At 68.8% G+C, this 24,287-nt stretch carries 23 protein-coding genes; 12 read left to right on the top strand and 11 right to left on the bottom strand.

What is annotated here, in order from left to right:
* Positions 1-4 precede the first annotated feature (4 nt).
* The 7 genes from D6T64_RS06195 to D6T64_RS06165 form a co-directional block, all read right to left on the bottom strand.
* A complete protein-coding gene (locus tag D6T64_RS06195) occupies positions 5-1,003 on the bottom strand; it encodes a sugar phosphate isomerase/epimerase family protein (protein ID WP_119973212.1) in 999 nt (332 codons plus the stop codon).
* A 42-nt stretch (positions 1,004-1,045) separates the two neighbouring features.
* On the bottom strand, positions 1,046-2,209 hold the full coding sequence (locus D6T64_RS06190; RefSeq protein WP_119973209.1) for a Gfo/Idh/MocA family protein: 1,164 nt from the start codon (positions 2,207-2,209) through the stop codon (positions 1,046-1,048).
* A gap of 1 nt (position 2,210) precedes the next feature.
* Entirely contained in the window at positions 2,211-3,050 is an 840-nt protein-coding gene (locus D6T64_RS06185; RefSeq protein WP_119973207.1) for a carbohydrate ABC transporter permease, read from the bottom strand.
* On the bottom strand, positions 3,043-4,041 hold the full coding sequence (locus D6T64_RS06180) for a carbohydrate ABC transporter permease (protein WP_119973205.1): 999 nt from the start codon (positions 4,039-4,041) through the stop codon (positions 3,043-3,045). The genes D6T64_RS06185 and D6T64_RS06180 overlap by 8 nt, the downstream gene beginning before the upstream one ends.
* A 141-nt stretch (positions 4,042-4,182) precedes the next feature.
* The gene (locus D6T64_RS06175) at positions 4,183-5,505 is read right to left on the bottom strand and encodes an extracellular solute-binding protein (RefSeq protein WP_119973203.1); all 1,323 of its coding nucleotides are present in this window, start codon (positions 5,503-5,505) and stop codon (positions 4,183-4,185) included.
* Between the two features lie 65 nt (positions 5,506-5,570).
* Entirely contained in the window at positions 5,571-6,698 is a 1,128-nt protein-coding gene (locus D6T64_RS06170; protein ID WP_119973201.1) for a Gfo/Idh/MocA family protein, read from the bottom strand.
* Complete coding sequence (locus tag D6T64_RS06165) at positions 6,695-7,471, bottom strand: sugar phosphate isomerase/epimerase family protein (RefSeq protein WP_119973199.1); 777 nt, start codon at positions 7,469-7,471, stop codon at positions 6,695-6,697. Before D6T64_RS06165 ends, D6T64_RS06170 begins: the two co-directional genes overlap by 4 nt.
* A gap of 189 nt (positions 7,472-7,660) precedes the next feature.
* Here D6T64_RS06165 and D6T64_RS06160 point away from each other — a divergent pair, with 189 nt between their 5' ends.
* Together D6T64_RS06160 and D6T64_RS22555 are read left to right on the top strand one after the other, a co-directional pair.
* Positions 7,661-8,899, top strand: coding sequence for an ROK family transcriptional regulator (locus tag D6T64_RS06160; protein ID WP_119973197.1), 1,239 nt, complete (start codon positions 7,661-7,663; stop codon positions 8,897-8,899).
* Positions 8,900-9,075: 176 nt separating this feature from the next.
* The gene (locus tag D6T64_RS22555; RefSeq protein ID WP_158594832.1) at positions 9,076-10,749 is read left to right on the top strand and encodes a hypothetical protein; all 1,674 of its coding nucleotides are present in this window, start codon (positions 9,076-9,078) and stop codon (positions 10,747-10,749) included.
* A gap of 75 nt (positions 10,750-10,824) precedes the next feature.
* On the opposite strand, the gene hxlA is transcribed toward D6T64_RS22555, so the two are convergent.
* Positions 10,825-11,448, bottom strand: coding sequence for a 3-hexulose-6-phosphate synthase (gene hxlA / locus D6T64_RS06150; RefSeq protein ID WP_119973195.1), 624 nt, complete (start codon positions 11,446-11,448; stop codon positions 10,825-10,827).
* A 63-nt stretch (positions 11,449-11,511) separates the two neighbouring features.
* Positions 11,512-12,138: a 6-phospho-3-hexuloisomerase gene (hxlB, locus tag D6T64_RS06145; RefSeq protein ID WP_233550864.1), complete on the bottom strand. Its 627-nt coding sequence runs from the start codon at positions 12,136-12,138 to the stop codon at positions 11,512-11,514.
* A 137-nt stretch (positions 12,139-12,275) separates the two neighbouring features.
* Here hxlB and D6T64_RS06140 point away from each other — a divergent pair, with 137 nt between their 5' ends.
* Both D6T64_RS06140 and D6T64_RS06135 read left to right on the top strand, forming a co-directional pair.
* Complete coding sequence (locus D6T64_RS06140; RefSeq protein WP_119973193.1) at positions 12,276-13,121, top strand: LuxR C-terminal-related transcriptional regulator; 846 nt, start codon at positions 12,276-12,278, stop codon at positions 13,119-13,121.
* Positions 13,122-13,196: 75 nt separating this feature from the next.
* The gene (locus D6T64_RS06135) at positions 13,197-13,640 is read left to right on the top strand and encodes a hypothetical protein (protein ID WP_119973191.1); all 444 of its coding nucleotides are present in this window, start codon (positions 13,197-13,199) and stop codon (positions 13,638-13,640) included.
* A gap of 55 nt (positions 13,641-13,695) precedes the next feature.
* On the opposite strand, the gene D6T64_RS06130 is transcribed toward D6T64_RS06135, so the two are convergent.
* Entirely contained in the window at positions 13,696-14,529 is an 834-nt protein-coding gene (locus D6T64_RS06130) for an SDR family NAD(P)-dependent oxidoreductase (RefSeq protein ID WP_119973189.1), read from the bottom strand.
* 178 nt (positions 14,530-14,707) lie between these two features.
* Between D6T64_RS06130 and D6T64_RS06125 the strand changes: the two genes are divergently transcribed.
* The 5 genes from D6T64_RS06125 (at position 14,708) to D6T64_RS06105 (ending at position 21,071) form a co-directional block, all read left to right on the top strand.
* Complete coding sequence (locus D6T64_RS06125; protein ID WP_233550863.1) at positions 14,708-15,643, top strand: ABC transporter ATP-binding protein; 936 nt, start codon at positions 14,708-14,710, stop codon at positions 15,641-15,643.
* A 50-nt stretch (positions 15,644-15,693) separates the two neighbouring features.
* Complete coding sequence (locus tag D6T64_RS06120) at positions 15,694-16,737, top strand: aliphatic sulfonate ABC transporter substrate-binding protein (protein WP_119973187.1); 1,044 nt, start codon at positions 15,694-15,696, stop codon at positions 16,735-16,737.
* Positions 16,738-16,826: 89 nt separating this feature from the next.
* Positions 16,827-17,654, top strand: a complete 828-nt coding sequence (locus D6T64_RS06115) for an ABC transporter permease (RefSeq protein ID WP_119973185.1) — start codon at positions 16,827-16,829, stop codon at positions 17,652-17,654.
* A 5-nt stretch (positions 17,655-17,659) separates the two neighbouring features.
* Positions 17,660-19,786 (top strand): acetate--CoA ligase, encoded by a 2,127-nt coding sequence (gene acs, locus D6T64_RS06110; RefSeq protein ID WP_119973182.1) that lies wholly within the window; start codon positions 17,660-17,662, stop codon positions 19,784-19,786.
* A gap of 118 nt (positions 19,787-19,904) precedes the next feature.
* On the top strand, positions 19,905-21,071 hold the full coding sequence (locus tag D6T64_RS06105) for a cation:proton antiporter (RefSeq protein WP_119973180.1): 1,167 nt from the start codon (positions 19,905-19,907) through the stop codon (positions 21,069-21,071).
* On the opposite strand, the gene D6T64_RS06100 is transcribed toward D6T64_RS06105, so the two are convergent.
* Positions 21,068-21,478 carry a DUF3592 domain-containing protein gene (locus D6T64_RS06100; protein WP_119973178.1) on the bottom strand — a complete coding sequence of 137 codons (411 nt, stop codon included), beginning with the start codon at positions 21,476-21,478 and terminating at the stop codon, positions 21,068-21,070. The two genes, D6T64_RS06105 and D6T64_RS06100, sit on opposite strands and share 4 nt — an antisense overlap.
* Before the next feature lie 242 nt (positions 21,479-21,720).
* Between D6T64_RS06100 and D6T64_RS06095 the strand changes: the two genes are divergently transcribed.
* From D6T64_RS06095 to D6T64_RS06085, 3 genes are read left to right on the top strand one after another with little or no spacing between them, the layout of a single operon-like run.
* Entirely contained in the window at positions 21,721-22,521 is an 801-nt protein-coding gene (locus D6T64_RS06095) for a DUF222 domain-containing protein (protein ID WP_119973176.1), read from the top strand.
* A complete protein-coding gene (locus D6T64_RS06090; protein ID WP_158594831.1) occupies positions 22,421-23,173 on the top strand; it encodes an HNH endonuclease signature motif containing protein in 753 nt (250 codons plus the stop codon). Before D6T64_RS06095 ends, D6T64_RS06090 begins: the two co-directional genes overlap by 101 nt.
* 45 nt (positions 23,174-23,218) lie before the next feature.
* Positions 23,219-24,211, top strand: coding sequence for an LLM class F420-dependent oxidoreductase (locus tag D6T64_RS06085; protein ID WP_119973171.1), 993 nt, complete (start codon positions 23,219-23,221; stop codon positions 24,209-24,211).
* Positions 24,212-24,287 lie beyond the last annotated feature (76 nt).

The following is a 24,287-nucleotide window of genomic DNA, read 5'->3' as shown; positions in this document are numbered from 1 at the left end:
ACAGCTACTGTTTAAAGGCCGCGTCGAACGAGTCCGTCGGCGGCTGAAAGTCGAAGCTCTTCAGAAACGCCAGCGCCTCGGGCGCGCCCCGCAGGCGGTCCATGCCGGCGTCTTCCCACTCCACCGAGAGCGGCCCGGTGTAGCCGATGGCCGTGAGCGCCCGAAAGCTCTCCTCCCACGGCACATCGCCGCGGCCGGTGGAGACGAAGTTCCAGCCCCGGCGCGGGTCGCCCCAGGGCAGGTGCGACGAGAGGATGCCGTTGCGGCCGCCGCCCATGCGCATCTTGGTGTCCTTGCAGTCCACGTGGTAGATGCGGTCGGCGAAGTCCGAGATGAAGGCCACCGGGTCGATCTGCTGCCACATGAAGTGGCTCGGGTCCCAGTTCAGGCCGAAGGCCGGGCGGTGTCCGATGGCCTCGAGGGTGCGCACTGTCGACCAGTAGTCGTAGGCGATCTCCGAGGGGTGCACCTCGTGCGCGAACCGCACGCCGCACTCGTCGAACACGTCGAGGATCGGGTTCCAGCGATCAGCGAAGTCCTGGAAGCCGGCCTCGATGACCTCCTCCGACACCGGCGGGAACATGGCCACGTACTGCCAGATCGACGACCCGGTGAACCCGACGACGGTGTCCACGCCGAGCTTCTTCGCCAGCCGGGCGGTGTTCTTCATCTCCTCCGCGGCGCGCTGGCGCACGCCCTCGGGGTCGCCGTCGCCCCAGACGCGCGGGCCCACGATGCCCTGGTGCCGAAAGTCGATCGGGCTGTCACAGACGGCCTGGCCCTTCAGGTGGTTCGAGATCGCCCAGACCTTGAGATTGTTGCGCTCGAGAATGTCGAGGCGATTCTGAATGTAGGCGTCGTCATCCCAGCGCCAGGCGTCGAGGTGATCACCCGAGACCGCGATCTCGAGGCCGTCATAGCCCCACTGGCCGGCCAGTTCGGCGACCTTCTCAAAGGGCAGGTCGGCCCACTGGCCGGTGAACAGCGTGTATTTGCGTGACAAGAGTCTCTCCCGTTGCTGCTGAATGTTGGGTTGCTGGGTGGATCAGGGCCGGTCGGCGCACACCGCGACGCGGGCCCCGCCGGCGGCGGCGCTCTCTTCGATGGCCGCGAGCACCCGCTGCACGGCCAGTCCGTGCTCGAACGAGGGCTCGGCCGGGCGCGACTCGGCGATGCCCACGAGAAAGTCGCGAATCTGGTGGGTGTGGCTGTGCTCCCAGCCAATCACATGGCCCTGCGGCCACCACGCTCCGACAAACGGATGCTCCGGTTCGGTCACCAGGATGCGGCGAAAGCCCTGCGTCACCACCGATTCGGTGCCGTCGAGAAACTGCAGCTCGTTGAGGCGCTCGAGGTCGAAGCTCAGGCTGCCGGCGCTGCCGTAGACCTCGATGCGCAACGAGTTCTTCGCGCCGAGGGCGACCCGCGACACCTCGACGCTGGCGATAGCGCCGCCGGCCAGCCCGAGGGTGGCCCAGGCCGCATCGTCGACCGTCACCGGCTCCGGGCCGTCGGGGCCCTCGCGCTCGGTGACGAACGTGTGCAGGCGACCCGAGGCATCCGTCACCGCGTCGCCGAGCAGAAACTGAACCTGGTCGATGGCATGCGAGGCGATGTCGCCGAGGGCGCCGGAGCCGGCGGTTTCGGCGCGCAGCCGCCAGGTCATCGGGGTGGCCGGGTCGACGAGCCAGTCCTGCAGGTAGCAGGCGCGCACCTGGCGAACGGTGCCGAGGCGGCCGTTCGCGATGAGTTGGCGGGCCAGTTCGAGCGCCGGTACCCGGCGGTAGTTGAACCCGATCATCGAGAACACGCCGCGGGCCCGGGCGGTGGCGGCCGCCTCGACCATGGCTTGGGACTCGGCGAGGGTGTTCGAGAGCGGCTTCTCGACGAGCACGTGCTTGCCGGCTGCGAGCGCCGCGATGGCGATCTCGGCGTGCAGCCAGCCGGGTGCGCAGATGTCGACGATGTCGATGTCGTCGCGGGTGATGACCTCGCGCCAGTCCGTGGCCCACTCCGCCCAGCCGTAGCGGGCAGCGGCAGCGGCGACCGCGTCGGGGGTGCGGCCCACGACCACCGTCATCGAGGTCGCCGGCACGTCGAAGAAGCTGCCGACCGAGCGCCACGCGTTCGAGTGCGCCTTGCCCATGAACTCGTAGCCGATCAGGGCCACGCCCAGCGGGCGGGTGGCCGGGGGCGTGTCCGGGGTCATCTCACTTCACCGACCCGGCGGCGAGCCCGGCCACGAGGTGCTTCTGCACCAGGATGAACCCGATCAGTACCGGCAGCGACACAACGACGGATGCCGCCATCAGCTGGTTCCAGAACACGTCCGTCTGGCTGGCGTAGTCCTTCAGCCCGAGCGAGAGCGTCTTGGTGGACTCATTACTGAGCACCGACGCGAACAACACTTCGCCCCAGGCCGCAATGAAGGAGTACACCGCCACGGCGATGATGCCGGGCTTGGCCACCGGCAGCACGACCCGGATCAGGGCACCCATGCGGCCGGTGCCGTCGATCATGGCCGCCTCCTCGAGCTCGATCGGGATGGAGGCGAAATAGCCGGTGAGCATCCAGATCGCGAACGGCAGGGTGAAGGTCATGAACGTGATGATGAGGCCGAGGTAGGAGCCCTGCAGCTGGATTCCGGTCACGTTTCGAATCTGCGTGTAGATCAGGAACAGCGGCAGCAGAAACATGATGCCGGGAAACATCTGCGTCGAGAGCACGATCAGGCTGAACGCCCGCTTGCCCTTGAAGGCCAGCCGCGAGATGGAATAGGCGGCCAACACGGCGACGATGACCGAGAAGAAGGTGGCCGAAACGGCCACGATCAGGCTGTTCTTGAAGTACTCGGCCAGCGGCACGGTCGACCAGATGTCGATGTAGGGGGCGAGGGTGAACGACCGCGGGATCCATTCGAACACGCCGGAGACATCCGCCAGCGGCTTCACTGAGGTGGAGACCACGACGTAGAGCGGAATCGCGACCCAGAGGGTCAGCAACGTGAGCACGATGTTGCGCAGCACGCGAAAATTGCGGGTCTCAATCATTGTTCTTGCCCTTCGGCAGCACCATGCGGATGTAGAAGGCCGACGCCACCAGCAGCACGAGCAGCAGCAGCACGCTCATCGCGCCGCCGAGGCCGAAGTTCCAGCTTCCGAAGGAGTTCTGGTAGATCAGCGGCGAGATCAGGGTGGCACTCTCTGGTGATGTGGCGCCGAAGAGCACAAACGGCACGTTGAACTGGTTGAAGGTCCAGAGGCTCATCACGAGCAGTAGCACGCCGTTGGCCGGCTGCACCATCGGCAGGGTGATGGTGCGAAACTGCTGCCAGAGCGAGGCGCCATCCAGCGCGGCGGCCTCGTAGACGTCATTGGGCACGTTCTGCAGGGCGGCCATCAGCATGAGGAACGCGAACGGCCAGAGCTGCCAGACATTGACGATGACCATGGCACCGAAGGCGTTGTCGCCGAGCAGCCAGAACGGCCGGTCGCCGTCGAAGAGGCCCATCGTGTCGACGAGCACCTGGTTGATGGCGCCGTCGCGGTTGTTGAACATGAACGCCCAGGCGATCGTGCCCACGTAGGCCGGCAGCGCGTAGGGCACCAGGAAGAAGGTGCGCAGCAGTGCGCGCCCGCGAAACTTGGAGTTGAGAAAGACCGCGGCGGCCATGCCCAGGGTCCAGGAGAACCCGACCACGAGCACCGTGTAAAGCAACGTGCGGCCGATCGTGGCGAAGAATGCCTGGCCGATCGAGCTGTTCGGGTCGAGCCCGTTCATGAAGTTCTGCAGGCCCACGAAGGGGGCGTTCACCCAGTTGGTCAGGGTGAGCTGGTTGAGCGAGATGAAGGCGATCCAGACGCCGAGCACCATGGGAATGAGGTGCACGAGCAGTTCCAGCAACACTGCGGGAAGGATCAGCCAGTACGCAAGCGGCGACCGGCGACGGCGGCGTCGCGGCGGCAGGGGAATGCGGGTTTCGGGGGCCGACACCGAACTGTCGGTGGCAGCCGGGGTGCTGTCAATCACAGAGCGTGACATGGGAGCTCCTTAGGGCTCTGGTAGTGCTGATGCTGATGCTGATGCTGCGAGCGGATGCCGCTGGTGGGGTGTGCGGGCCGGTGGCGGCCCGCACACCCCGAGCAGCGCGGGTGTGCGCTGCTGCTTTCGTCGCTGCGTTGCTTACTGCGCGGCGAGCATCTGGTTGTTGGCGTCCGTCAGCGCATCCTGCACGTCGGCCTCGGTGACCGTGCCGGTCGCGGCCTGCGCGAAGAGGTTCTTCAGGGCTGTGCCCACGAGGGTTTCCATCTGGCCTTCTTCGGGCACGAGCGGCATCGGCAGCGCGTGGTTGGCCAGGGTGTCCTGCTTCTGCTTGATCACGTCGGTCTGGAAACGCTCGTCGTCGTAGGCGGCGTCGACGACCGGAAGCGAGGAGTAGGCATCGTTCAGCTGTGCCTGTTCTGCGTCGCTCGTCAGCCAGTTCATGAGCGAGTAGGCGCCCTCTTTGTTGTCGCTGTTCTTGAAGACGCTGAGGTTGATGCCGGCTACGAAGCTCTCCGTCGCCTTGTCCCCGGTGTCGCCGGCCTCATTGAGCGGCATCGGAGCAACGGCCCAGTCGGTGAAATCGCGCGAGGCGAAGTTCTTCAGCGGGCTCTGCGAGAAGATGATCCCGGCTTTTCCGTCAATGAGGTTGGTGACGCCCATCGCCTCCTGGGTGAGCTCGGCGTCGGAGGGCGCCATCACCTTGTCGACGGCCATCAGGTTCACGAACTGCGTGGCGCCGGCGACCTGCTCGGCGCTGTCGAAGGTGCCCTGGCCGTCACTGTCAAACGTGGAGCCGCCGTTCTGCACACCGCGGATGAAGCCCTGGTGGGCGTTCTGGGTGACGCTGGCACCCGCGTGGGTGACGCCCCACTGGTCGATCGTGCCGTCGCCATCGGTGTCCTTGGTGAGGGCCTTCGCGGTGGTGACGAGTTCGTCCCAGGTCGTGGGCGCGGTCGTGATGCCGGCGTCGGCGAACAGTGCGGTGTTGTAATACATCGAGTAGGCCTGCCCGTAGATGGGCACCGAGGTCGGGGTCTCCCCCTCGGCTCCCGTGGTCGCCCAGCTCGGGGCCAGAAAACGGTCGGCGCCGCCGACGGCTTCGAGCAGGTCACCCTCGACCGGGTCGAACGCGCCGGTCTGCTGCAGGGTCACGGCCCAGGTGTTGCCGATGTTGAGCACGTCGGGGCCGTCGCCGCTCGTGACGGCGGTGAGGATGCGGTTGTAGAGGTCGGTCCAGGAGATGACCTCGAGGTCGACCTCGACGCCGGTCTCTTCCGTGAAACGGTCGAGCGACTCGGTGAGGACTTCTTCGTCCACGGTCAGGGATTCGCCCTGGTTGGAGGCCCAGTAGGTGATGCGTTCGGAGCCCGCTCCGGAATCGGAGGAGGCGCAAGCGGAGAGGCCAATCGTCATCGCGGCGACGGCGGTGACGCTCGCGAAGAGTTTGAACTGCTTGTTCATGGGATTCTTTCTTGGTTGCGTGGGATGGGCAGGGATGGTGCGGTGCAGAAAGTGCGCGGCTGAAGTCAAGGCTGGTTTACGGGCACGAGCAGGGTCGCCTCGGTGGGGTCCCATTCCTCGGGCAGGGCGGGAACGGGGGCACTCGTGCTGTCGACGTTCACGAAGGCACCGGTTGCGGCGGATTCGCTGATCGCGATCATGGTGTCGAGAACGTGGAAGGCCTGTTCGCCCTGAGCTCGGTGCGGTGCCCCCGAGCGGATGGCGCGGGCCATCTCGAGCACGCCGGTGCCGCGCCCGGCGGTGGAACCGGTCGCCGGCACGGTCGTCCAGTCCTCGTCGTCGGCGCGCTGCAGCCGGATGTCCCCGTCGAACATGTTGGGGTCGGGCAGCGAGATGGTGGCGTCGAGGCCGGTGATCTCGAGGAACCCGGCCCGCTTGCGCGGCGACTCGAAGCTGAAGATGCTCTGCGCCGACTGGCCGCTCTCGAACTCGACGAGCGCACCGACGTGGGTCGGTACGGTGACAGCGAAGGACTCGCCCTCTTTCGGACCGCTGCCGATGACGCGGGTGTCGCGAGAGCGGGAGCCGATCGCCGCGACGCGACGCACCGGGCCGAAGATCTGGATCAGCGCGGTCAGGTAGTACGGCGCCATATCGAACAGCGGGCCGGCGCCGGCCTGGTAGAGAAAGGCCGGATTCGGGTGCCAGGACTCGGGCCCGGGTACCTGGAACAGGGTGAGCGCGGTCAGCGGGGTGCCGATCTCGCCGCGTTCGATCAGGCGCCGGGCCGTTTGCAGCCCGCCGCCGAGAAAAGTGTCGGGGGCGCAGCCGAGGCGCAGGCCCGCGGCATCCGCTTCGGCCAGCAGGGTGCGGCCGCTCTCACGGTCGAGGGAGAAGGGCTTCTCGCTCCAGACGTGCTTACCGGCGCGCACGGCGGCGAGGGCGACCTCGACGTGGGCGGCCGGGATGGTCAGGTTGATGACGATTTCGACGTCGGGGTGCTCGAGCGCGGCGGCGACTCCGCCGTGGCCTTCGATGCCGTACTCGGTGGCGCGAGCGGCCGCAGCGTCTTCGAAGAGGTCGGCGATGACGTGCACCTTCACGTCGGGAAAGGTGACCAGGTTGTCGAGGTACTGCGTGCTGATCACGCCGGCGCCGATAATGGCGACACCGACGGGGCCGGTGCGGGTCATTCGGCGACCGCCGCGTGGCTCACAGCAGCCTCGGCGCCGGTGAGGAAGGCGAGGCTCTGAGCCAGGCCGTCGAAGATGTCGCCGGCGTAAGAGTCGAACTCGACGACGCCGACCTCGAGCGATGCGGCGGCCGCGATGACCGCGGGCACGTTCATGCTGCCCTGGCCGGCCGGCTGCTGGGCGTTGACGTCGGTACTGATGGGGCCGTCCTTGATGTGGATGAAGCGCACCCGGTCGCCGAGCCGGGCGAGCAGCTCGACGGGATCGGCGCCGCCGACCGCCGCCCAGTAGGTGTCGACCTCGAGCAGAACGCGCGGGTCGAGGTGTTCGGCGAGCACCTCGAGGCCGGTGCGACCGTCGATCTGGTTCTCGATCTCCCAAGCGTGGTTGTGGTATCCGACACGGATGCCGTACTCCTCGCCGAGGGCGGCTGCGGCGTTGAGCTTGCCCGCCGTGGCGCGAATGTCAGCCTCGGTGGTCCAGTTCTCGGCGGCCAGGAACGGGTCGATGACCGTCGTGATACCGAGGCCGCGGGCCGCCTCGAAGATCTCTCGCTGGTCGTCTTTCATCAGGGGGGCGTGACCGGTCGGCGCCGTCAGGCCGTTCGCGTCGAGGGCGACGCGCAGGGCAGAAGCGGTCGCGACGAAGTTGTAGGGCTCAACCCGGGTGAAACCGATGGCGGCCAGCTTGGCGATGGTTCCCGGCAGGTCGGCCTCGAGTGCGTGACGCACGCTGTAAAGCTGAACGGAATAGGCGTTCGAATTTTCTGACACTGTCTCTCCTCATTGCGAGCGGTCGTCCAATCAGCCTGGGCTGTCGGGCATCTTTGTCCTGTCAAGCACGTTCGTGGAACTGGAGCAAGCATGCCTCCACTTCTGCCGAATGTCAAACATAAGTTGCGAGTTGTTCGCTATTTGTTGCTTTGTCGTTACCGCGAAGCCAGAAGTGGTAAAACTAAAGTCATGTCCGTCATTCCGCTCCCGCTCCCGATTCGGAGCGTCGCCGCCGGGAACGGCAGCGCCGTTTTTTCGCAGGCTGCGGACCTTTTCCAGCTCCTTCGCGACGGCGAACCGCGCACCCGCGCCGAGCTCGCGGCCATCACCGGGCTCGCCCGGTCGACGATCGCCGCGCGGGTCGAGACCCTGCTCGCGGCCGACCTGATCAGCCCGGTCGGCGAGGCCGCCTCGTCGGGCGGGCGTCCCCCGTCTCGAATCGCCTTCAACCCGGCAGCACGCGTGGTCATCGCCGCCGACATCGGCGCCTCGCACGGCGTCGTGGCCCTGACCGACCTCGCGGGCACGGTCCTGGCCAGCACGACGGCTGACCTCAGCATTGCAGACGGCCCCGAAACGGTACTCGCCTGGGTGGCCGCGACGGCCGGGAAGCTCTTGGCCGACACCGCGGGAGGCGCCCCTGACGTGGCCGGAATCGGAATCGGGCTGCCGGGGCCCGTCGAACACACCACCGGGCGTCCGACGAACCCGCCCATCATGCCCGGCTGGGACGGCTTCGACGTTCCCGGCTTTCTGCAGCGCTCCTTCCTGGTGCCGGTCCTGGTCGACAACGACGTGAACATCATGGCGCTCGGCGAGCAGAGCACGCAGTGGCCCGGCGACGACAACCTGCTCTTCGTCAAGGTCGCGACCGGCATCGGTGCGGGCATCATCGGCGGCGGCCAGCTGCAGCGCGGTGCCGTCGGCGCCGCGGGCGACCTGGGCCACGTGCGCGTGCCGAACGCCGACCACGTCATCTGTCGCTGCGGCAATACCGGATGCCTCGAAGCCCTCGTCGGTGGGCCGGCGCTGGCGGCGCAGATGCGCGAGCTGGGATTTGAGGCCCGATCGGTTCGGGACGTGGTCGCCCTGGCCCGCGGCGGCAACGGCACGGCCATCGCCGCCGTTCGGCAGGCCGGCCGTGACATCGGCACCGTGCTGGCAACCTGCGTCAACCTGCTCAACCCGTCGACGATCGTGATCGGCGGGGCGCTGGCGGAATCCGGCGAACACCTGCTCGCCGGCATCCGCGAGGTGGTGTACCAACGGTCCCTGCCGCTGTCGACCGCACGCCTGCGCATCGTGGCGTCGCGCGCGATGGAGTCTGCGGGCATCCTCGGGGCCGCCATGATGGTCGTGCAGCACGTTCTCGGGGCCGCCATGATCGAAGCCACCCTCGCCCAGGCGACCGCGTCGGCGCAGCACTAGGCCCTGCCCGGGCGTGCGTTCCTGCCCGGTTCTGGGGGTGTCGGGCCGGGAAGGGGTGCCCCTAACCTCCGACTAGTCCTCATAAAGGGGGACCATTTTCGGCTCGGTTCGGGCACGCACGCCAGCACGCGGCGGGCTGCGCCGTCGAACCGTGCCCTCGAAGAAACGGTTCCGTCGTGAGAGCACCGCGCGTTCCCCGCACCCGCCCCCGCCCTTCGCAGAGCACCCCGCACCGCACTCGGGGGCGCGCTCATGCGCGCACCGCGAGCGTCGTCGTCGTGACCGCGCTGCTCGGCTCGGTGGGAGTCTCGCCGGCCCTGGCCGAACTCGCGGACGTGGCCACGGCATCCGTCAATTGGCGCTTTGTCGACGACGCCTACGGCATCATCGGCGATGCCGCGGCCCACGACAATCCGGCGAACCTCACGGGGTGGACCTCGGACGCGTTCGACAGGTTCGGGCAGTTGCGGGTCACCGAACCGGGCTCCGGCCTGTCCTGGGACTTCGTGGCCGACCGCCGGGCGCACACGATCATCGACGGCGAGACCGCCGAATGGGTGCTGACGGGCAGTCCGGTCTGGGCCGGCTTTGACTATGACGTGACCCTGACGCTGAGCCTGCAGGGCAACTCCGCCCGCTGGGCGTATGCCATCACCGGCGGCGCCGTCGCGCCGGAGCCGCCGGAGCCGGGCCTCGAAGGTTCCGGTGAAACTGAGCCGGGCGTCGAGCCGATCGCACCCGCCCCGGAACCCGCGCCGGCACCCACGTCCGACGCCGGCCTGACCGTCAGGTTCGGCGGCGAGCTGGGGTCAGACGCGGAGAGCCGGTACACCGTCAATGGGACCACGCTCATGTCCGATGACGGCGGCGGCGGCGACCTGAACGCGACCGACCCGGTGCTCGGCTACGCGGTCACCACCGATGGAGACTTCACCGGGTGGGACGCCGTAGCCGGCACCGATACGCCGCGGGCCGGTGCGACCGGGGTGACAACCTTCACCGTCGACCTCGTCTATGCCGACTACAACTCCTGCGGTTTCCCGGCGGCACAGGGCCTGGTGACGTCGCTGCTGCCGACCCTGCCCGCCCGATTCGGCGCGGTCTACCCGGCGACGGGCGATTGCCTCGCCTTCGACCCCGTGACCCTCGAGCTCGGAGTCGCCGTCGACCAGGTGCTGGCCTTCCAGGTCGACCCGCGACTCGCCCTCGATGACTTCTTCCTGGACCCGATCGAGGTCGTCGTCGACGGACTGCCGGCCGGACTCGACTACGCCGCGGAACAAGACCCGACTGACGGCGCGATCATGATCCACCTGGTGGGCACCCCGACCGAACTCGGCGAGTTCACGGCATCGACCATGTTCGCGGTTCCGGGCGTGATCGGCAACCAGCGTGCCGCCGTGACCCCGCCCGGGGCGACGCCCGTGTACGGCTCGATCGCGTTCCGCATCGTGCCCGCGGCGGCCGTGGTCGTGCCGCCGCCCGCCACGCCCAGCGCGACGCCGGCGCCCACGCCCCCGCCCACGCCGACCGACGCATCAACGCCTCCGCCCGTGGACCCGGCGACAACGCCGCTCACGCCGATCACGCTGCCGTCGGACGGGTCTGCCAGCAGCGCGACCAGCGGCTCGAGCGTGAAGCCCGTGGTCACCCCGACGGCGACCCTCGTGACCGCACTGCCGACGCCGAGAGCGGCGGCGGCATCCACTGTGCGGGCACTACCGACCACCGGGATCGACCTCGGCCGCAGCCTCGGGTTCGGCCTGCTGGCGATTCTCGGCGGAGCCCTCGCGCTGACCGCGCTCGCGTTGCGGTCTTATGCCCGGGTAGTCCGGGGCGAGCGCCCATAGCCGCACCCCGCCCGCACACACAGAAGCGCCGCCCCCGACGTAGCGGGGGCGGCGCTTCTGTGTGTGTGGTGTGGCCTAGATGATCGCGGCGCGCAGGGCGGCAGCGGCAGCGGCCGGGTCTTCAGCACCGTAGATGGCGCCACCGGCGACGGCGACGGATGCTCCGGCGCGCTGCACCGCGGCGATGGTCGCCACGCTCACGCCACCGGCGAGAGAGAACGGGACCTTGGCGGTCTCGCCCTGGTTCAGCAGGCCCTCGAGCGAGAAGCCGGCTTCGGCCTGCTCGTCGAGACCCGCGTGCATCTCCACGAACTGGGCGCCGAGCGCGGTGACCTCGCGGGCACGGGTGACCTTGTCGGCGACGCCGATGAGGTCGACGACGATGCCCTTGCCGTGCTTGGTGGCCGCGGCGACAGCGCCGATGATGGTGCTGTTGCCGGCGGTGCCGAGCACGGTGACGAGGTCAGCACCGGCGGCGAAGGCGATGTCGGCTTCGAGCTCGCCGGCATCCATCGTCTTGAGGTCGGCGAAGACGATCTTGTCGGGGTGCGCGGCCTTGATCGCGGTGACGGCGCGCAGGCCCTCGGCCTTGATCAGCGGGGTGCCGAGCTCGATGATGTCGACGTAGGGGGCGACCTGCGCGGCGAGGGTGAGGGCGGCGTCCGTGGTGAGAACGTCCATTGCAACCTGAAGCTTCATGGGGATCTTCTTTCTGTTTTGCGTTGTTCGTGCGAAATTGGGGAAAACGGGAAAAATTGGGGGTTACTCGAGGTTGGCGTGGCGCGGCCACAGCTCGTCGGCGGTGGCACCGGATGCCTGCCACAGGCTGTGGAACAGGGCATCACCGAGCAGTTCGACGACCTGCTCGAAGAGACCGCCGGAGTACTGCGCGCTGATCGCGCCCTCGTGGTCGGTCTTCTGGGCGGCCGGAACGACGATTGTCACACCGGCCAGCTCGGCCAGGCGGGAGCCCGGCGCGGTCGTGATCGCCACGATTTCGGCACCGACGGATGCCGCGGTCTCGGCCGCTCGCACGATCACTCCCGTCGTGCCCGAGCCACTGGCCACGAGTAACACGTCGCCGGCCGCGATCGCCGGGGTGGTCACGTCGCCGACGACGTGCACGTCGAGACCGAGGTGCATGAGCCGCATCGCGGTCATGCGCAGGGCCAGCCCGGAGCGGCCGGCGCCGAGTACGAAGACCCGGTCGGCACTGCGCAACTGCACGGCGGCCGCGTCGAGCGCCGGGTCGTCCTGGGCGACGAGCTCGGCGACCACTCCGCGTACCTCGTCGGCGATGAGCGCGAATGATGCGGCGACCGAGGGGGTCGGTGCCGTGCCGGATGCGCTCATCGTGCCGGGGGTCGGGGTGGTGCTCTGCGTTGCCATGTACCCATCCTCAATCTTTTCGAGTGGGCTCGCAGCCCATCGAATGAGTGGTTTACCTAACCGAATGGGTAGGTTTTTGGGTCGAGATCAGTCCCTGCGGGTAGTCAGGGTGGGTGGTGGCCGGATAGGGTCGAGCCATGACCTCTGCAGCCGCGACCACGCATCCGCTCGAACATCACCCTCTGGATGCCCGGGCAGCCGCCGCCGAACGCACGAAGGTCATCGCCGATCTGACGGATGCCCACTCCACCACCCTGGAATCGCTGCTGGCCATTCTGCGCTCGCGTGACACGGGGGACGCGGCCGCCCGACAGCAGGCCACCGACCTGGCCGCCGCTGCGATGGTGCAGCTGCGGGCCGTGTCTGACCGCGACCGGGTGCTGACCGAGGAGCCGGTGGCCCGGGCCTTCGAACGACTGCGCGACGACCTGCGCCCGCTCGTGCGCTTCGGCGACCTCGACGTGCAGTTCATCGAGCCGCCGGTCAACGGCCGCGCGCTGCCCGGCGAAGTGGCCCAGGCGGCACGGGCGATCGTGCGGGGAGCCGTGCTGGCTCTGGTCGAGCAGCCCGGCGTGGCCCGGGTGCGCGTGCAGTGGGACTGCGACGGCAGCAACCTGCTGATCCACATTCGCGACGACGGCCCCGGAGCCCTCACTCCCGAAACGCCGAGCGTCAGCCAGCTTGCGGCGCGCGTGCAGGCGCTCAACGGCAGCCTGCAGATGGAGGCGACACCCGGCTGGGGCTCGGAGATGTCCGTGGGCCTGCCGCTCGACGCGCCGGCGGCGACCGTGACGGCCGCAGCGGCCTGGGGCCTCAGCCCTCGCGAGCAGGGTGTACTCGCGCTCGTGGCCTCGGGAGCCCGCAACCGCGCGATCGCCGAAACGCTGCTGATCAGCGAGAACACGGTGAAGTTCCACGTGGCGAACCTGCTGCGCAAGGTGGGCGCTTCGACCCGGGCGGAGCTCGCCGCACTCGCCCGCTGACCGCTTCGGGGGCGGCTTCGGGGCTCGCTTCCCGAGAAGAAATTCAGTGTCGGAGGCGTGTGGAACCCTGCTCGCATGACAACCCACACTCCCCTCATCGATGAGATTCTGACCGCCTTCTTCGCCCCTCGGGTGGAGCTCGCCACCGGCATCACCCGGCGACGTATCCAACAGGTCGAGCACCGCTTGCGTGCCTGCTGCGAAGCCGAGGGCGAACGCGTCCTCGTGACCGACGACCTCGCCATTGTCGCCGTCGAGCGTGAATTCGACCCCGTGGCCGTTATCACCCGCACGATGCACGCGCCGGACCTGGTCTTCATCCTGACGCTCTTCGCCGAGCCGCCTTGGCTGTTCGTTGACCGGCTCGCCTGCCGAGCACAGCTCCGGCTCAGCGGCGAACTCGCCAACTTCCTAGTGAATCAGCGACTCGTCAACTACGACGACTACGTCTGCCCGATCCTCGACATCGGCGCGAGCGTGCGAAACGGGCTCGAGGCCCTGCGCCAGCAGACCCGCTGAGGCAGCGGATGCTGCCCCCGGAGTTACACGGTGAGCCGAGTGAGCGCGCGCCGCCTCAGGGCCTGTGGCGCGCCGAAGACGGGCCGACGCCCAGCACGAGGGCGTCGAGCACCGGCCGCGGCAGCACACCGCGCAGGGCGCGGGCGAGTCCAACCGTCCACGGCAGCACGAGCATCGGGGTGCCCGCGAGCATCGACTTCCAGACCCGGCCCACGACGTAGGCCGGGGCGAGCCGCGGCATCAGCCAGGTGCTGCGCGGCACGTTGTGGAGCCCCGCCACCATGCCCGTCGAAATATAGCTCGGGCACACGGTCGTGACCTTGACGTGCCCATAGCCCTCGGTCTCCAGCTCGAGCCGCAGGGTGTCACTCCACGCGATCAGGGCGGCCTTGGACGCGGCATAGACGCTCAGTTGTGGGGCGCTCAGCACGCCCGCGGCCGAGGCGATGTTCACGATGCGGGACTCGCGCGACGCATCCGTCAGCATGGCCGGCAAAAATTCGCGGGTGATATACATCGGTGCCAGGGCGTTGATCTGCATCGTCGCGCGGGTGTCATCGCCGTTGCTGTGGTCCCAGAACAGCGCAGCGCGGGCGATGCCGGCGTTGTTGATCACGATGTCGGGGTCGCCGATCTCCGTGCGCACGCGCTGCGCGGTTTGGGCGATCGCGCCGAGGTCGCTGATGTCCAGCACATAGGGAGCGATCTGAGTCGCTGTGCCGGCCCGCTGCACGAGGGCCGCGGCCGTGGCGGCCAAGGCGGCGGAGTCACGGTCCCAGAGAATGACGGCGGCGGCGCCCTCGGCCACGGCACGCTCGGCATACAGGCGGCCGAGGCCCTGGGCAGCTCCGGTGATCAGCACGCGGGCTCCGGAAACAGTTCGACTCATACCCCCATCATCGCAACAGACGACCCCCCTTCGCAGCCAGAGTTCTACCCCCGGCGGCCGCTGCCGGGAGGCACCGCTCTGTTACGCCCCGTTTCGCACCTCACAGCACCGAAACACGCTCCTGAGTACGGTCGAACACAGCCCCGCACTGCCGACCTGTTTTGTGAGAGGAAGTCCCGTGTCCACCGTTTCCACCTCGATTGCGCCCGCAGCGGCCCCTGCTCGCACGAGCGCGCCGGCCGACAACACCTCCTTCTCGGTCGACTTCTCTGACATCGGCCGGTCCTTCACCGCAAAGCCCGAGCGCGGCGCCGCCCGTGGCTCCACCGTTGCCCCGCGGCCCGTGCTGCGCGACGTCTCGCTGACCGTGCAGCCGGGCGAGGTGCTCGCCATTCTCGGCACGAGCGGATGCGGCAAGTCCACCCTGTTGCGCATCGCCGGCGGGCTCGATGAGCCCAGCACCGGCAGCATCCGCATCGATGGATCACCGCTGAACGGCATCGACGCCCGCTGCGCGGTCGGCTTTCAGGAACCCCGGCTGCTTCCCTGGCGCACGATCGCCGACAACGTGGCGCTGGGCCTGCCCCGCCGCATCGGCCGGGCCGAAGGCAAGAGCCGCGTCGCCGCCCTGCTCGAGCTGGTGGGGCTGACCAGCTTCGCCGACCACCGCCCCCGCGCGGTCTCCGGCGGAATGGCCCAGCGCGCCTCACTGGCCCGGGCCCTCGCCCGCAACCCCGGAGTACTGCTGCTCGACGAGCCGTTCGGCGCCCTCGATGCGCTCACCCGGCTGAAGATGCAGGACCTGCTGCTCGACGTTCACGCGGCGGCGCCGACCACGATCCTGCTCGTCACCCACGACGTCGACGAAGCCCTGCAGTTGGCCGACCGCATCATCCTGCTCGGAGCCGACGATGACGCCGACGACATGGCCGGCGGCCGCACCGGGGCGACGATCGTGCAGGAGCTCGTGGTGCCGGGCGGCCGACCGCGCGACCGTGGATCGGCCGAGCTCGCCGAACTGCGCGGCCGCCTGCTGGCCGGACTCGGCATCGACCGGCACGGCCAGGCCCGCGGCGTGGCCGCAACACACACCATCCCCCACTTTCCGTACTGAACCCCGCACCCCGCACCCCGCACCCCTTCCGCACAGCCAGAGAGATTGACATGACCACACGCATTTCCGCCGCCCTCATCGCCGGCGCCGCCGCAGCCGCACTGCTGTTGACCGGCTGCGTGGCCGGCGAGGACGCTCCCGCGGCCGACGCCGCCGCATCCACGGGCGACGCCACGGTCACGACCGGCGGCGCGCTCAACATCGACTTCGCCACCTACAACCCCCTCTCACTCGTGATCAAGGAAAAGGGCTGGCTCGAAGACGCCCTCGCCGAGCAGGAGATCACCGTCAACTGGATCCAGTCCGCCGGTTCGAACAAGGCCAACGAGGCCCTGCGCGCCGGCGCCATCGACGTGGGGTCCACGGCCGGATCGGCGGCGTTGCTGGCCCGCTCCAACGGATCGGAAATCCAGGTCATCGACATCTACTCGCAGCCCGAATGGGCGGCGCTCGTGGCCGCGGATGGCTCCGAGATCACGTCGGTCACCGACCTCAAGGGCAAGCAGGTCGCGGCGACGACCGGCACCGACCCCTACTTCTTCCTGCTCCAGGCGCTCGAGGCCGAAGGACTCAGCCAGGACGACGTCACGATCCAGAACCTGCAGCACGCCGACGGTTGGTCCGCCCTGCAGAGCGGTTCGGTTGATGCCTGGGCCGGACTCGACCCGATCATGGGCGCTGCCGAGGGCGCCGGCGCCGAACTGTTCTACCGCGACGTCGACTTCAACAGCTACGGCTTCCTGAACGCCACCGAGGCCTTCATCGCCGAGAAGCCCGATGTGGCCCAGACCGTTGTGAACGTCTACGAGCACGCCAGGGCCTGGGCGCTCGAGAACCCCGAAGAGACCGCCCAGATCCTCTCCGAGGTCGCCGCAATCGACCTCACCGTCGCCACGACGGTCATCACCGAGCGCAGCAACCTCGACGTGGACAACATTCCCGGTGACGCCCAGATCTCCGTCCTGGAGAAGATCGGCCCGATCTTCGTCGAGAACGGTGATGTGCTGACCCAGGAACAGGTCGATGAGGCCCTCGAGACGATCGTGAACGACACCTTCGCCACGCAGGCCGACCCCACGGTCGTCGTCGACTAGTCGCGCGACCCGCAGCACCGACGCGCCGCGCGCCCGCCCGCCCGCCCGCCCGCCCGCCCGCAGTCATCAGATCAGTGAAGGACAGAACCGTGACGCAGACGCAGATCCCCAAGCCGGGCACCGCCGCGGCCGTGCGGCCCGCCCGGCGGCCCATCCGCCTCACGTCGCGTCGCGGTTTTGTCATCTTTGGCGGTGCGTTGCTGCCGCTGGCCATTCTGCTGGTCTGGCAGCTGAGCATCACGCTCGGCGTGGTCAGCGTCTCACAGCTGCCATCGCCGGCGATGGTCTTCCTCGCCGCGATCGACCTCTACGAGCGTGGCCAGCTCACCCTCTACGTCGCCATCTCCACCCAGCGGGTGCTCATCGGCTTCGCGATCGGCGCCTCCCTCGGCGTGGCCGCTGGCGCCCTGGTCGGGCTCTCGCGCGGGGCGAACGTGCTGCTGTCACCAACGCTCGGCGCCATTCGCGCCGTGCCGTCGCTCGCCTGGGTTCCCCTGCTGCTGCTGTGGCTCGGTTTCGGCGAACAGTCCAAGATCACGCTCGTGGCCATCGGCGCGTTCTTCCCGGTCTACACGACCGTCTCGCTCGCCCTGCGCCACGTCGACCAGCACCTGGTCGAGGCCGGGCGCGCGTTCGGGCTCGGCGGCATCCGCCTGTTCACCGCGGTGCAGCTGCCCGCGGTGATTCCGTCGGTCATCTCGGGGCTGCGCCTCGCCCTCGCCCAAGCCTGGCTGTTCCTGGTCGCCGCCGAACTGCTCGGCGCCTCGATGGGCCTCGGCTTTCTGCTCTCGGAATCCGGCGGCAACGGGCGCATCGACCGCATCATCCTCGCCATCGTCTTATTGGCCGTGATCGGCAAAATAACGGATGCCGTTGTCGGCATATTCGAAAAATGGGCCAATAAGAAGTGGGCATAAACAGCATGACCAGCAGCACCGACACCACAGCCGCCACAGCCGCGACCGACGCGAGCACCCACCCGGACCTCACCGCCCACACCATTCGCAACCTCTCCACCGAGCACCGCCGCTACCCGGCGCCGGCCGCTTTCGCCGCGCAGGCCAACGTCGATGCGAGCGAGTGGGACCACGCGAGCGCCGACCCGATCGCCTTCTGGACGAAGCAGGCCGCCCGCCTCGACTGGGCCGCACCCTGGCACACCGACCACACCTGGCAGCCCGCAGTGACCGGCGCCGACGGCGAGCTCTCGGTGCCGCGGGCCGAGTGGTTCGCCGGCGGCAAGCTCAACGTCGCCGTGAACTGTGTCGACCGGCACGTTGCCGCCGGCCGCGGCGACAAGGTCGCGTTCTACTTCGAGGGCGAACCCGGCGACCGCCGCACCCTCACCTACGCCGACCTGGAGATCGAGGTCAAGAAGGCCGCGAACGCGCTGACCGCGCTCGGCATCGTTCAGGGTGACCGGGTGGTGCTCTACCTGCCGGTGATCCCTGAAACCATCATCATCACACTCGCGATCGCCCGCATCGGCGCGATCCACTCGCTCGTCTTCGGCGGGTTCTCGGCCGAGGCACTGCGGTTTCGGGTTGAAGACACCGGCGCCAAGCTGCTCGTCACGACCGACGGCCAGTATCGCCGCGGCCAGGCGGTGCCGGTCAAGGCCGCCGCCGACGAGGCCGTGGCCGGCGTCGCGTCGATCGAGCACGTGCTCGTCGTGCGCCGCACCGGCGACGAAACCCCCGACATCCCCTGGACGCCCGGCCGCGACGTCTGGTGGCACGAGACCGTCGATGTCTCCTCCGAAATACACGAGCCCGAGTTCTTCGACGCCGAGACACCGCTGTTCATCATCTACACCTCGGGAACCACCGGCAAGCCGAAGGGCCTCGTGCACACGAGCGGCGGCTACCTCGTGCACGCGAGCTGGAGCCATTGGGCGGTTTTCGACGCCAAGGACACCGACGTGCACTGGTGCACCGCCGACCTCGCCTGGGTCACCGCGCACAGCTACGTGCACTACGGGCCGCTCAGCAACGGCACCACCTCGGTGATCTACGAGGGCACCCCGAACACCCCGCACCCGGCCCGGCACCTCGAAATCATCGAACGCTACGGCGTCACGACCTATTACACGGCGCCGACCCTGATCCGCACGTTCATGACCTGGTTCCCCGACGGCCTGCCTGCCGAGTACGACCTGTCGAGCATCCGCCTGCTCGGATCGGTCGGCGAGGCCATCAACCCCGAGGCCTGGGTCTGGTTTCGCGAGAACATCGGCGCCGGCACAGCCCCGATCGTCGACACCTGGTGGCAGTCGGAGACCGGCGCGACGATCATGTCGCCGCTGCCCGGCGTGAGCACCCTCAAACCCGGCTCAGCCCTGCGCGCGATCCCCGGCCTGACGACCCTCGTCGTCGACGACGACGGAAAGCAAGTGCCCTACGGATCGGGCGGCTACCTCGTGATCGCCGGCATGTGGCCCGGCGTCGCCCGCACGGTCTGGGGCAACCCCGAACGCTACCGCGACTCCTACTGGGCCAAATTCGCCGATCAGGGCTACTTCTTCTCGGGCGACGGCGCCAAGTATGACGAAGACGGCGACATCTGGCTGCTCGGCCGGGTCGACGACGTGATCAACGTCTCGGGCCACCGCCTGTCGACGATCGAGATCGAATCGGCCCTGGTCGCGCATCCGCTCGTGGGCGAAGCCGGCGTGGTCGGTGTGGCCGACCCGACCACCGGCGAGGGAATCGCGGCGTTCGTGATTCCGGCCACCGCCCCCGACAACGAGCACGAGGTGACCGCCTGGCTCGCCGCCGCCGCCGAACTCGCCCCGATTTTGCGCGCCCACATCACCCACGAGATCGGCGCGATCGCCAAGCCCCGCGACGTGTTCATCGTGCCGGACCTACCCAAGACCCGCTCGGGCAAGATCATGCGCCGCCTGCTCGGCGACATCGTCGACGGTCGACCGCTCGGTGACGTCTCCTCGCTGCAGGAGGAGTCCGCCCCGCGCCGCATCGCCGAGATCGTGCGGGCCGCGCAGTCCGGAGCGCGGGCGCCGAGAACGACGGGACTACGCTCGTCCTAAAAGGGGTGAGCATGTCGCACGACGTCACGCCGCATGCCGGCACCGAGCGGATGCCCCGCGCCGGCTCCGGCACCGTCGGCGAACGTGGCGTCCGCCGTCGCGACGGTCGGGTGCGGCAGTGACGTTCCTGGCCCTCGCGCTCATCTCGATCGTGGCGCTGCTCGGCCCGCTGCTCGCGTTGCCCCGGCGCTGGCGTCTGCCGGTCGTCGTGGGCCAGCTGCTCGCCGGCGTGCTCATCGGCCAGACCGGCTTCAACCTGGTCGATGCCGGCGACCCCACCTTCACCCTGCTCGCCAATGTCGGGTTCGCGCTGATCATGTTCGTCGCCGGCAGCCATGTCCCGATGCGCGACGGGGCGATCCGCCGGGCACTCGGCCACGGAGCGATCCGGGCCGGCGGGGTCGCCGTCGTCGCGGTGGCCCTCGGGGTCGCGATCGCGCTGCTGTTCGGCACCGGCCACGCGCCGCTCTACGTCGTGCTGCTGGCCTCCTCGTCGGCCGCGCTCGTGCTGCCGATCGTCGATTCGCTGCGCCTCGGTGGGCCGCAGGTGCTTGCGATGACGGCGCAGGTCGCCCTCGCCGACATCGCGGCGATCATCGCCCTGCCGCTCGCGATCGACCCGCCGAACGCGGGCCGGGCCGCCGTCGGCGCGGCCCTGGTGATGGCGGCGGCCGTGCTGCTCTACTTCGGGCTGAGCCGCCTGGAACGCAGCGGGGCACGGCAGCGGATGCACCACCTCTCGTCCGCGCGCAAATTCGCCCTCGAGCTGCGCATCCAGCTGGCGGTTCTCTTCGCCCTCGCCGCCCTCGCCGTGTACACCCAGGTGTCGATCATGCTCGCCGGCTTCGCGTTCGGCCTGGCCGTCGCCGCCGCCGGCGAACCGCGCCGGCTGGCCCGCCAGCTGTTCGCCCTGGCCGATGGCTTTCTCGGTCCGCTCTTCTTCGTCTGGCTCGGGGCCTCACTCAATCTGCGCGATCTCGTCGGACACCCACAGATGATCCTGCTCGGGCTCGCGCTCGGCGGCGGTGCCCTGCTCACCCATGCCAGCACCCGGCTCGCCCGGCTGCCCCTGTCGCTCGGCCTGCTCAGCGCCGGTCAGCTCGGGGTTCCGGTCGCCGCGGTCGCGATCGGCACGGCCTCGAACCTGCTGCTGCCGGGTGAGGCCGCGGCGCTCATTCTCGGCGCGCTGATCACGATCATCGCGGCCGCGGCGAGCAGTTCCCGAGCCGCCGACGACCCGCGTTTCCAGGTCGACGATGCGCCGGCATCCGCCTCAGCCGTCTAAGCGGGCCCGGTCGGGAGAAACATCATCACGACGCCGAGCACCGCGGCGACGATGCCGATGCCGAGCAGCACGAGTCCGATCACCCGAAACGCCTTGCCGTCGAGGGCGGGGTCGTGGGTGCGGCACCGATCCGGCGAGCGGCGGCGAAACCAGACCAGAACGTCTTCGCCCGGCGCGAGCTCGTGGGTCTCATGGGTGTCGGCGGGGCGCTCATGCACGTCGCCCTCATGGTCGTACCAGCGGATGACGTGGGTCGGCAGCGCCGCGGCGATCACGGCGTCCGTTCGCACCCACCGCCCGCTGATGCCGCGCACCGAGAGGCCGACCAGATAGAGCCCGCCACCGACGAAAAGCCCGATTAGCGTCAGGATTTCGCTGATGATGCTGGCGAATTCGAGCCCGCTCACGTGACCTCTTCTAAATTATCAAGACTGGTGGGTGCAGCCCGGGCCGCACGGCCCGGTAGCTAAATCGTAGTCTGCGGCAGCGGCCGGGCGTGCGCACCGCATCCCCGGTGCAACGTCGCGTGAGGCGACTCTGGCGCATCGGGAGTATCCACAGGCGCGAGTTTCACGAGTTGTCCACAGCGACCTCTGACCGCGGGGCTCTTGTCGGAGGCAGTGTCGGTGGTGGGTGAGAAAATTTCACTATGACAACCTCCACCGACGCCCTGCAGAACAGCACCGCGCTCGTCGCCGCTGCTGTTGCCGCGGCGGTCGGTGGGCGGTTCGTCTGTGACAGCGACGAGGGCCCGAGCGCGGCCCGCGATCTGCAGGGCATGACTGACGCCGAGCTGCTCACCACGACCGACGCGATCTTCGCCGCGAAACGGCAGGTGGAGGCCCTCGCGGCCCGGGCGGCAGGTGAGCTGGCCGACCGCTTCACACACGACTCGGGCGCGCACGGCATCGCGGCGAAAACCGGGTGCCGTAACGCGCGCGTGTTGCTGACCGACGTCGGACAGATTTCGATGGGCGAAGCCAGCCGGCTGTGCCGGGTCGGGTCGGCGACCCGGCCGCGGGTGAGCCTGCTCGGTGAGCGGATGCCGCCCGAATACCCGCAGGTGGCCGCGGCCCTCGATGCCGGAGCGGTGACCGTGGATTCGGCCGGTTACATCACCCCGGACCTGGCCCAGGCCTCTCCGCGGGCCACCGGTGACGCCCTGGATATGGCCGAGCAGGCCCTGGTCGATTTTGCGACGGATAATCCGGTGGATTCGGTGCGCAAGTTGAGCATCCGCTACCGCGATGCTCTCGACGTGGACGGGATCGAGCCCCACGAAGAAGTGCTCGTCGGCCGCCGTTCATTGGTGCGCACGNTCATTGGTGCGCACGGTGCTGCCCAACGGCATGAAACGGTACGTGCTCGAGGCCGACCCGGTCTCGGCGGCGTTCTTCGACACCGCGATCGATGCCCTCGTCGGCGCCGAACTGCGAAAGCCCCGGTTTGAACCGACCGAGACCGCACCGTCCACCGATGAGGATGAATGCGGCGAACCACACCTGCAGCTGGTCGAGACGCGCACGATCCAGCAGATGTGCTTCGACGCGTTCGTCGAGATCGTGCGGCACGGCCTCAGCTGCACCCAAGGCCCCGGGCCGCTGAACCACACCACCGTCATCGTGCGGATGACCCTCCAATCCCTGCTCGACGGCCTCGGTGAAGCCCACCTCGACGGCATCGAACAGCCCATCTCGGCCGGAACCGCCCGCCGCATGGCCGCCGACGCCCACATCATCCCGATGGTCCTCGGCGGCGACAGCGAAGTGCTCGACTTCGGCGTCGGCCGACGCCTGTTCAGCCGGGCCCAGAAACTGGCCCTGGCCGAACGCGACGGCGGCTGCGCCACCCCCGGCTGCAACCGACCACCCAGCTACACCCAGGCCCACCATATTTTGTGGTGGAAAGCCCACGGCGGACCCACCGACCTCACAAACGGTGTTCTGCAGTGCGGCCCCTGCCACCACCGCATTCACGAGGAGGGATGGGACGTCGTCGTCACACACAACGTGGTCTGGTTCATTCCGCCGACGAGCATCGATCCGAACCGCAGACCACACCGCGGCGGCCGCCCACCTGCTCCACGCCCCACCGGCCGATAGCGTGCGGCCAATCATCTCCGCCAGGCACGACAATAGGCTCGAGGAATGAGATTCGGACTGTTCGTTCCCCAGGGTTGGCGTCATGACCTGGTCGGCATCGAGCCGGCCGCGCAGTGGGCGGCGATGAGCGGCCTGGCCGCACACGCCGACGCGAGCGACTGGGAATCGATCTGGGTCTACGACCACTTCCACACCGTTCCGGTGCCGAGCGAGCAGGCCACCCATGAGGCGTGGTCACTCATCGCCGCCTTCGCCGCGACGACGACCCGGGTGCGCCTCGGCCAGATGTGCACGTGCATGAGCTACCGCAACCCGGGCTACCTCGCGAAGGTTGCCACGACGGCCGACATCATCTCGGGCGGCCGCGTTGAGATGGGCATCGGCGCGGGCTGGTACGAGCACGAGTGGCGCGCCTACGGCTACGGCTTCCCGCGGGCCGGCGAGCGCCTGGCCCGCCTCGACGAGGGCGTGCAGATCATGAAACAGGCCTGGACCACCGGCACCGCCACCCTGAACGGCGCGCACTACCAGATGAACGGTGCCATCTTTCAGCCCCTGCCGCTGCAGCCGGGCGGCATCCCGATCTGGATCGCCGGCGGCGGCGAGAAGGTCACGCTGCGCATCGCTGCGCAGCACGCGAACTACACGAACTTCGACGGCACCCCCGAGGGTTTCAGCCACAAGAGCGAGGTCTTGCGCGGGCACTGCACCGCCCAGGGCACCGAATTCGACGCGATCACCCGATCGGCGAACTACAACACCGTGATCGGCGCGACCGAGGCCGAGGTCGCCGACCGCCTCGACGCGATCGAAGCCCGGGTGACCCCGTACCTCGGCGCCGACGGCGCTGCGGGGTTCATGGCCGAATATCGCACCGGCACCGCGCTCGGCGTGGGCACCCCGGAGCAGATCGTGGAGCGCCTGACCGATATGCGAGCCCGGGGGCTCGGCTATGCCATCCACTACTTTCCGGAGGCCGCCTACGACCGATCCGGCATCGAGCTCTGTGAACGCGAGGTCATGCCGGCCCTGCGCTGACCAGACCTGCGCTGACCAGACCTCCACTGACCAGACCTGCACTGACCGGCCCGGCGCTGACCCGGGCGACACGACC

The sequence above is a fragment of the Cryobacterium melibiosiphilum genome (assembly GCF_003602235.1).
In the GTDB taxonomy this organism is placed as follows: domain Bacteria; phylum Actinomycetota; class Actinomycetes; order Actinomycetales; family Microbacteriaceae; genus Cryobacterium; species Cryobacterium melibiosiphilum.
This window is presented reverse-complemented; position numbering and strand designations above follow the sequence as displayed.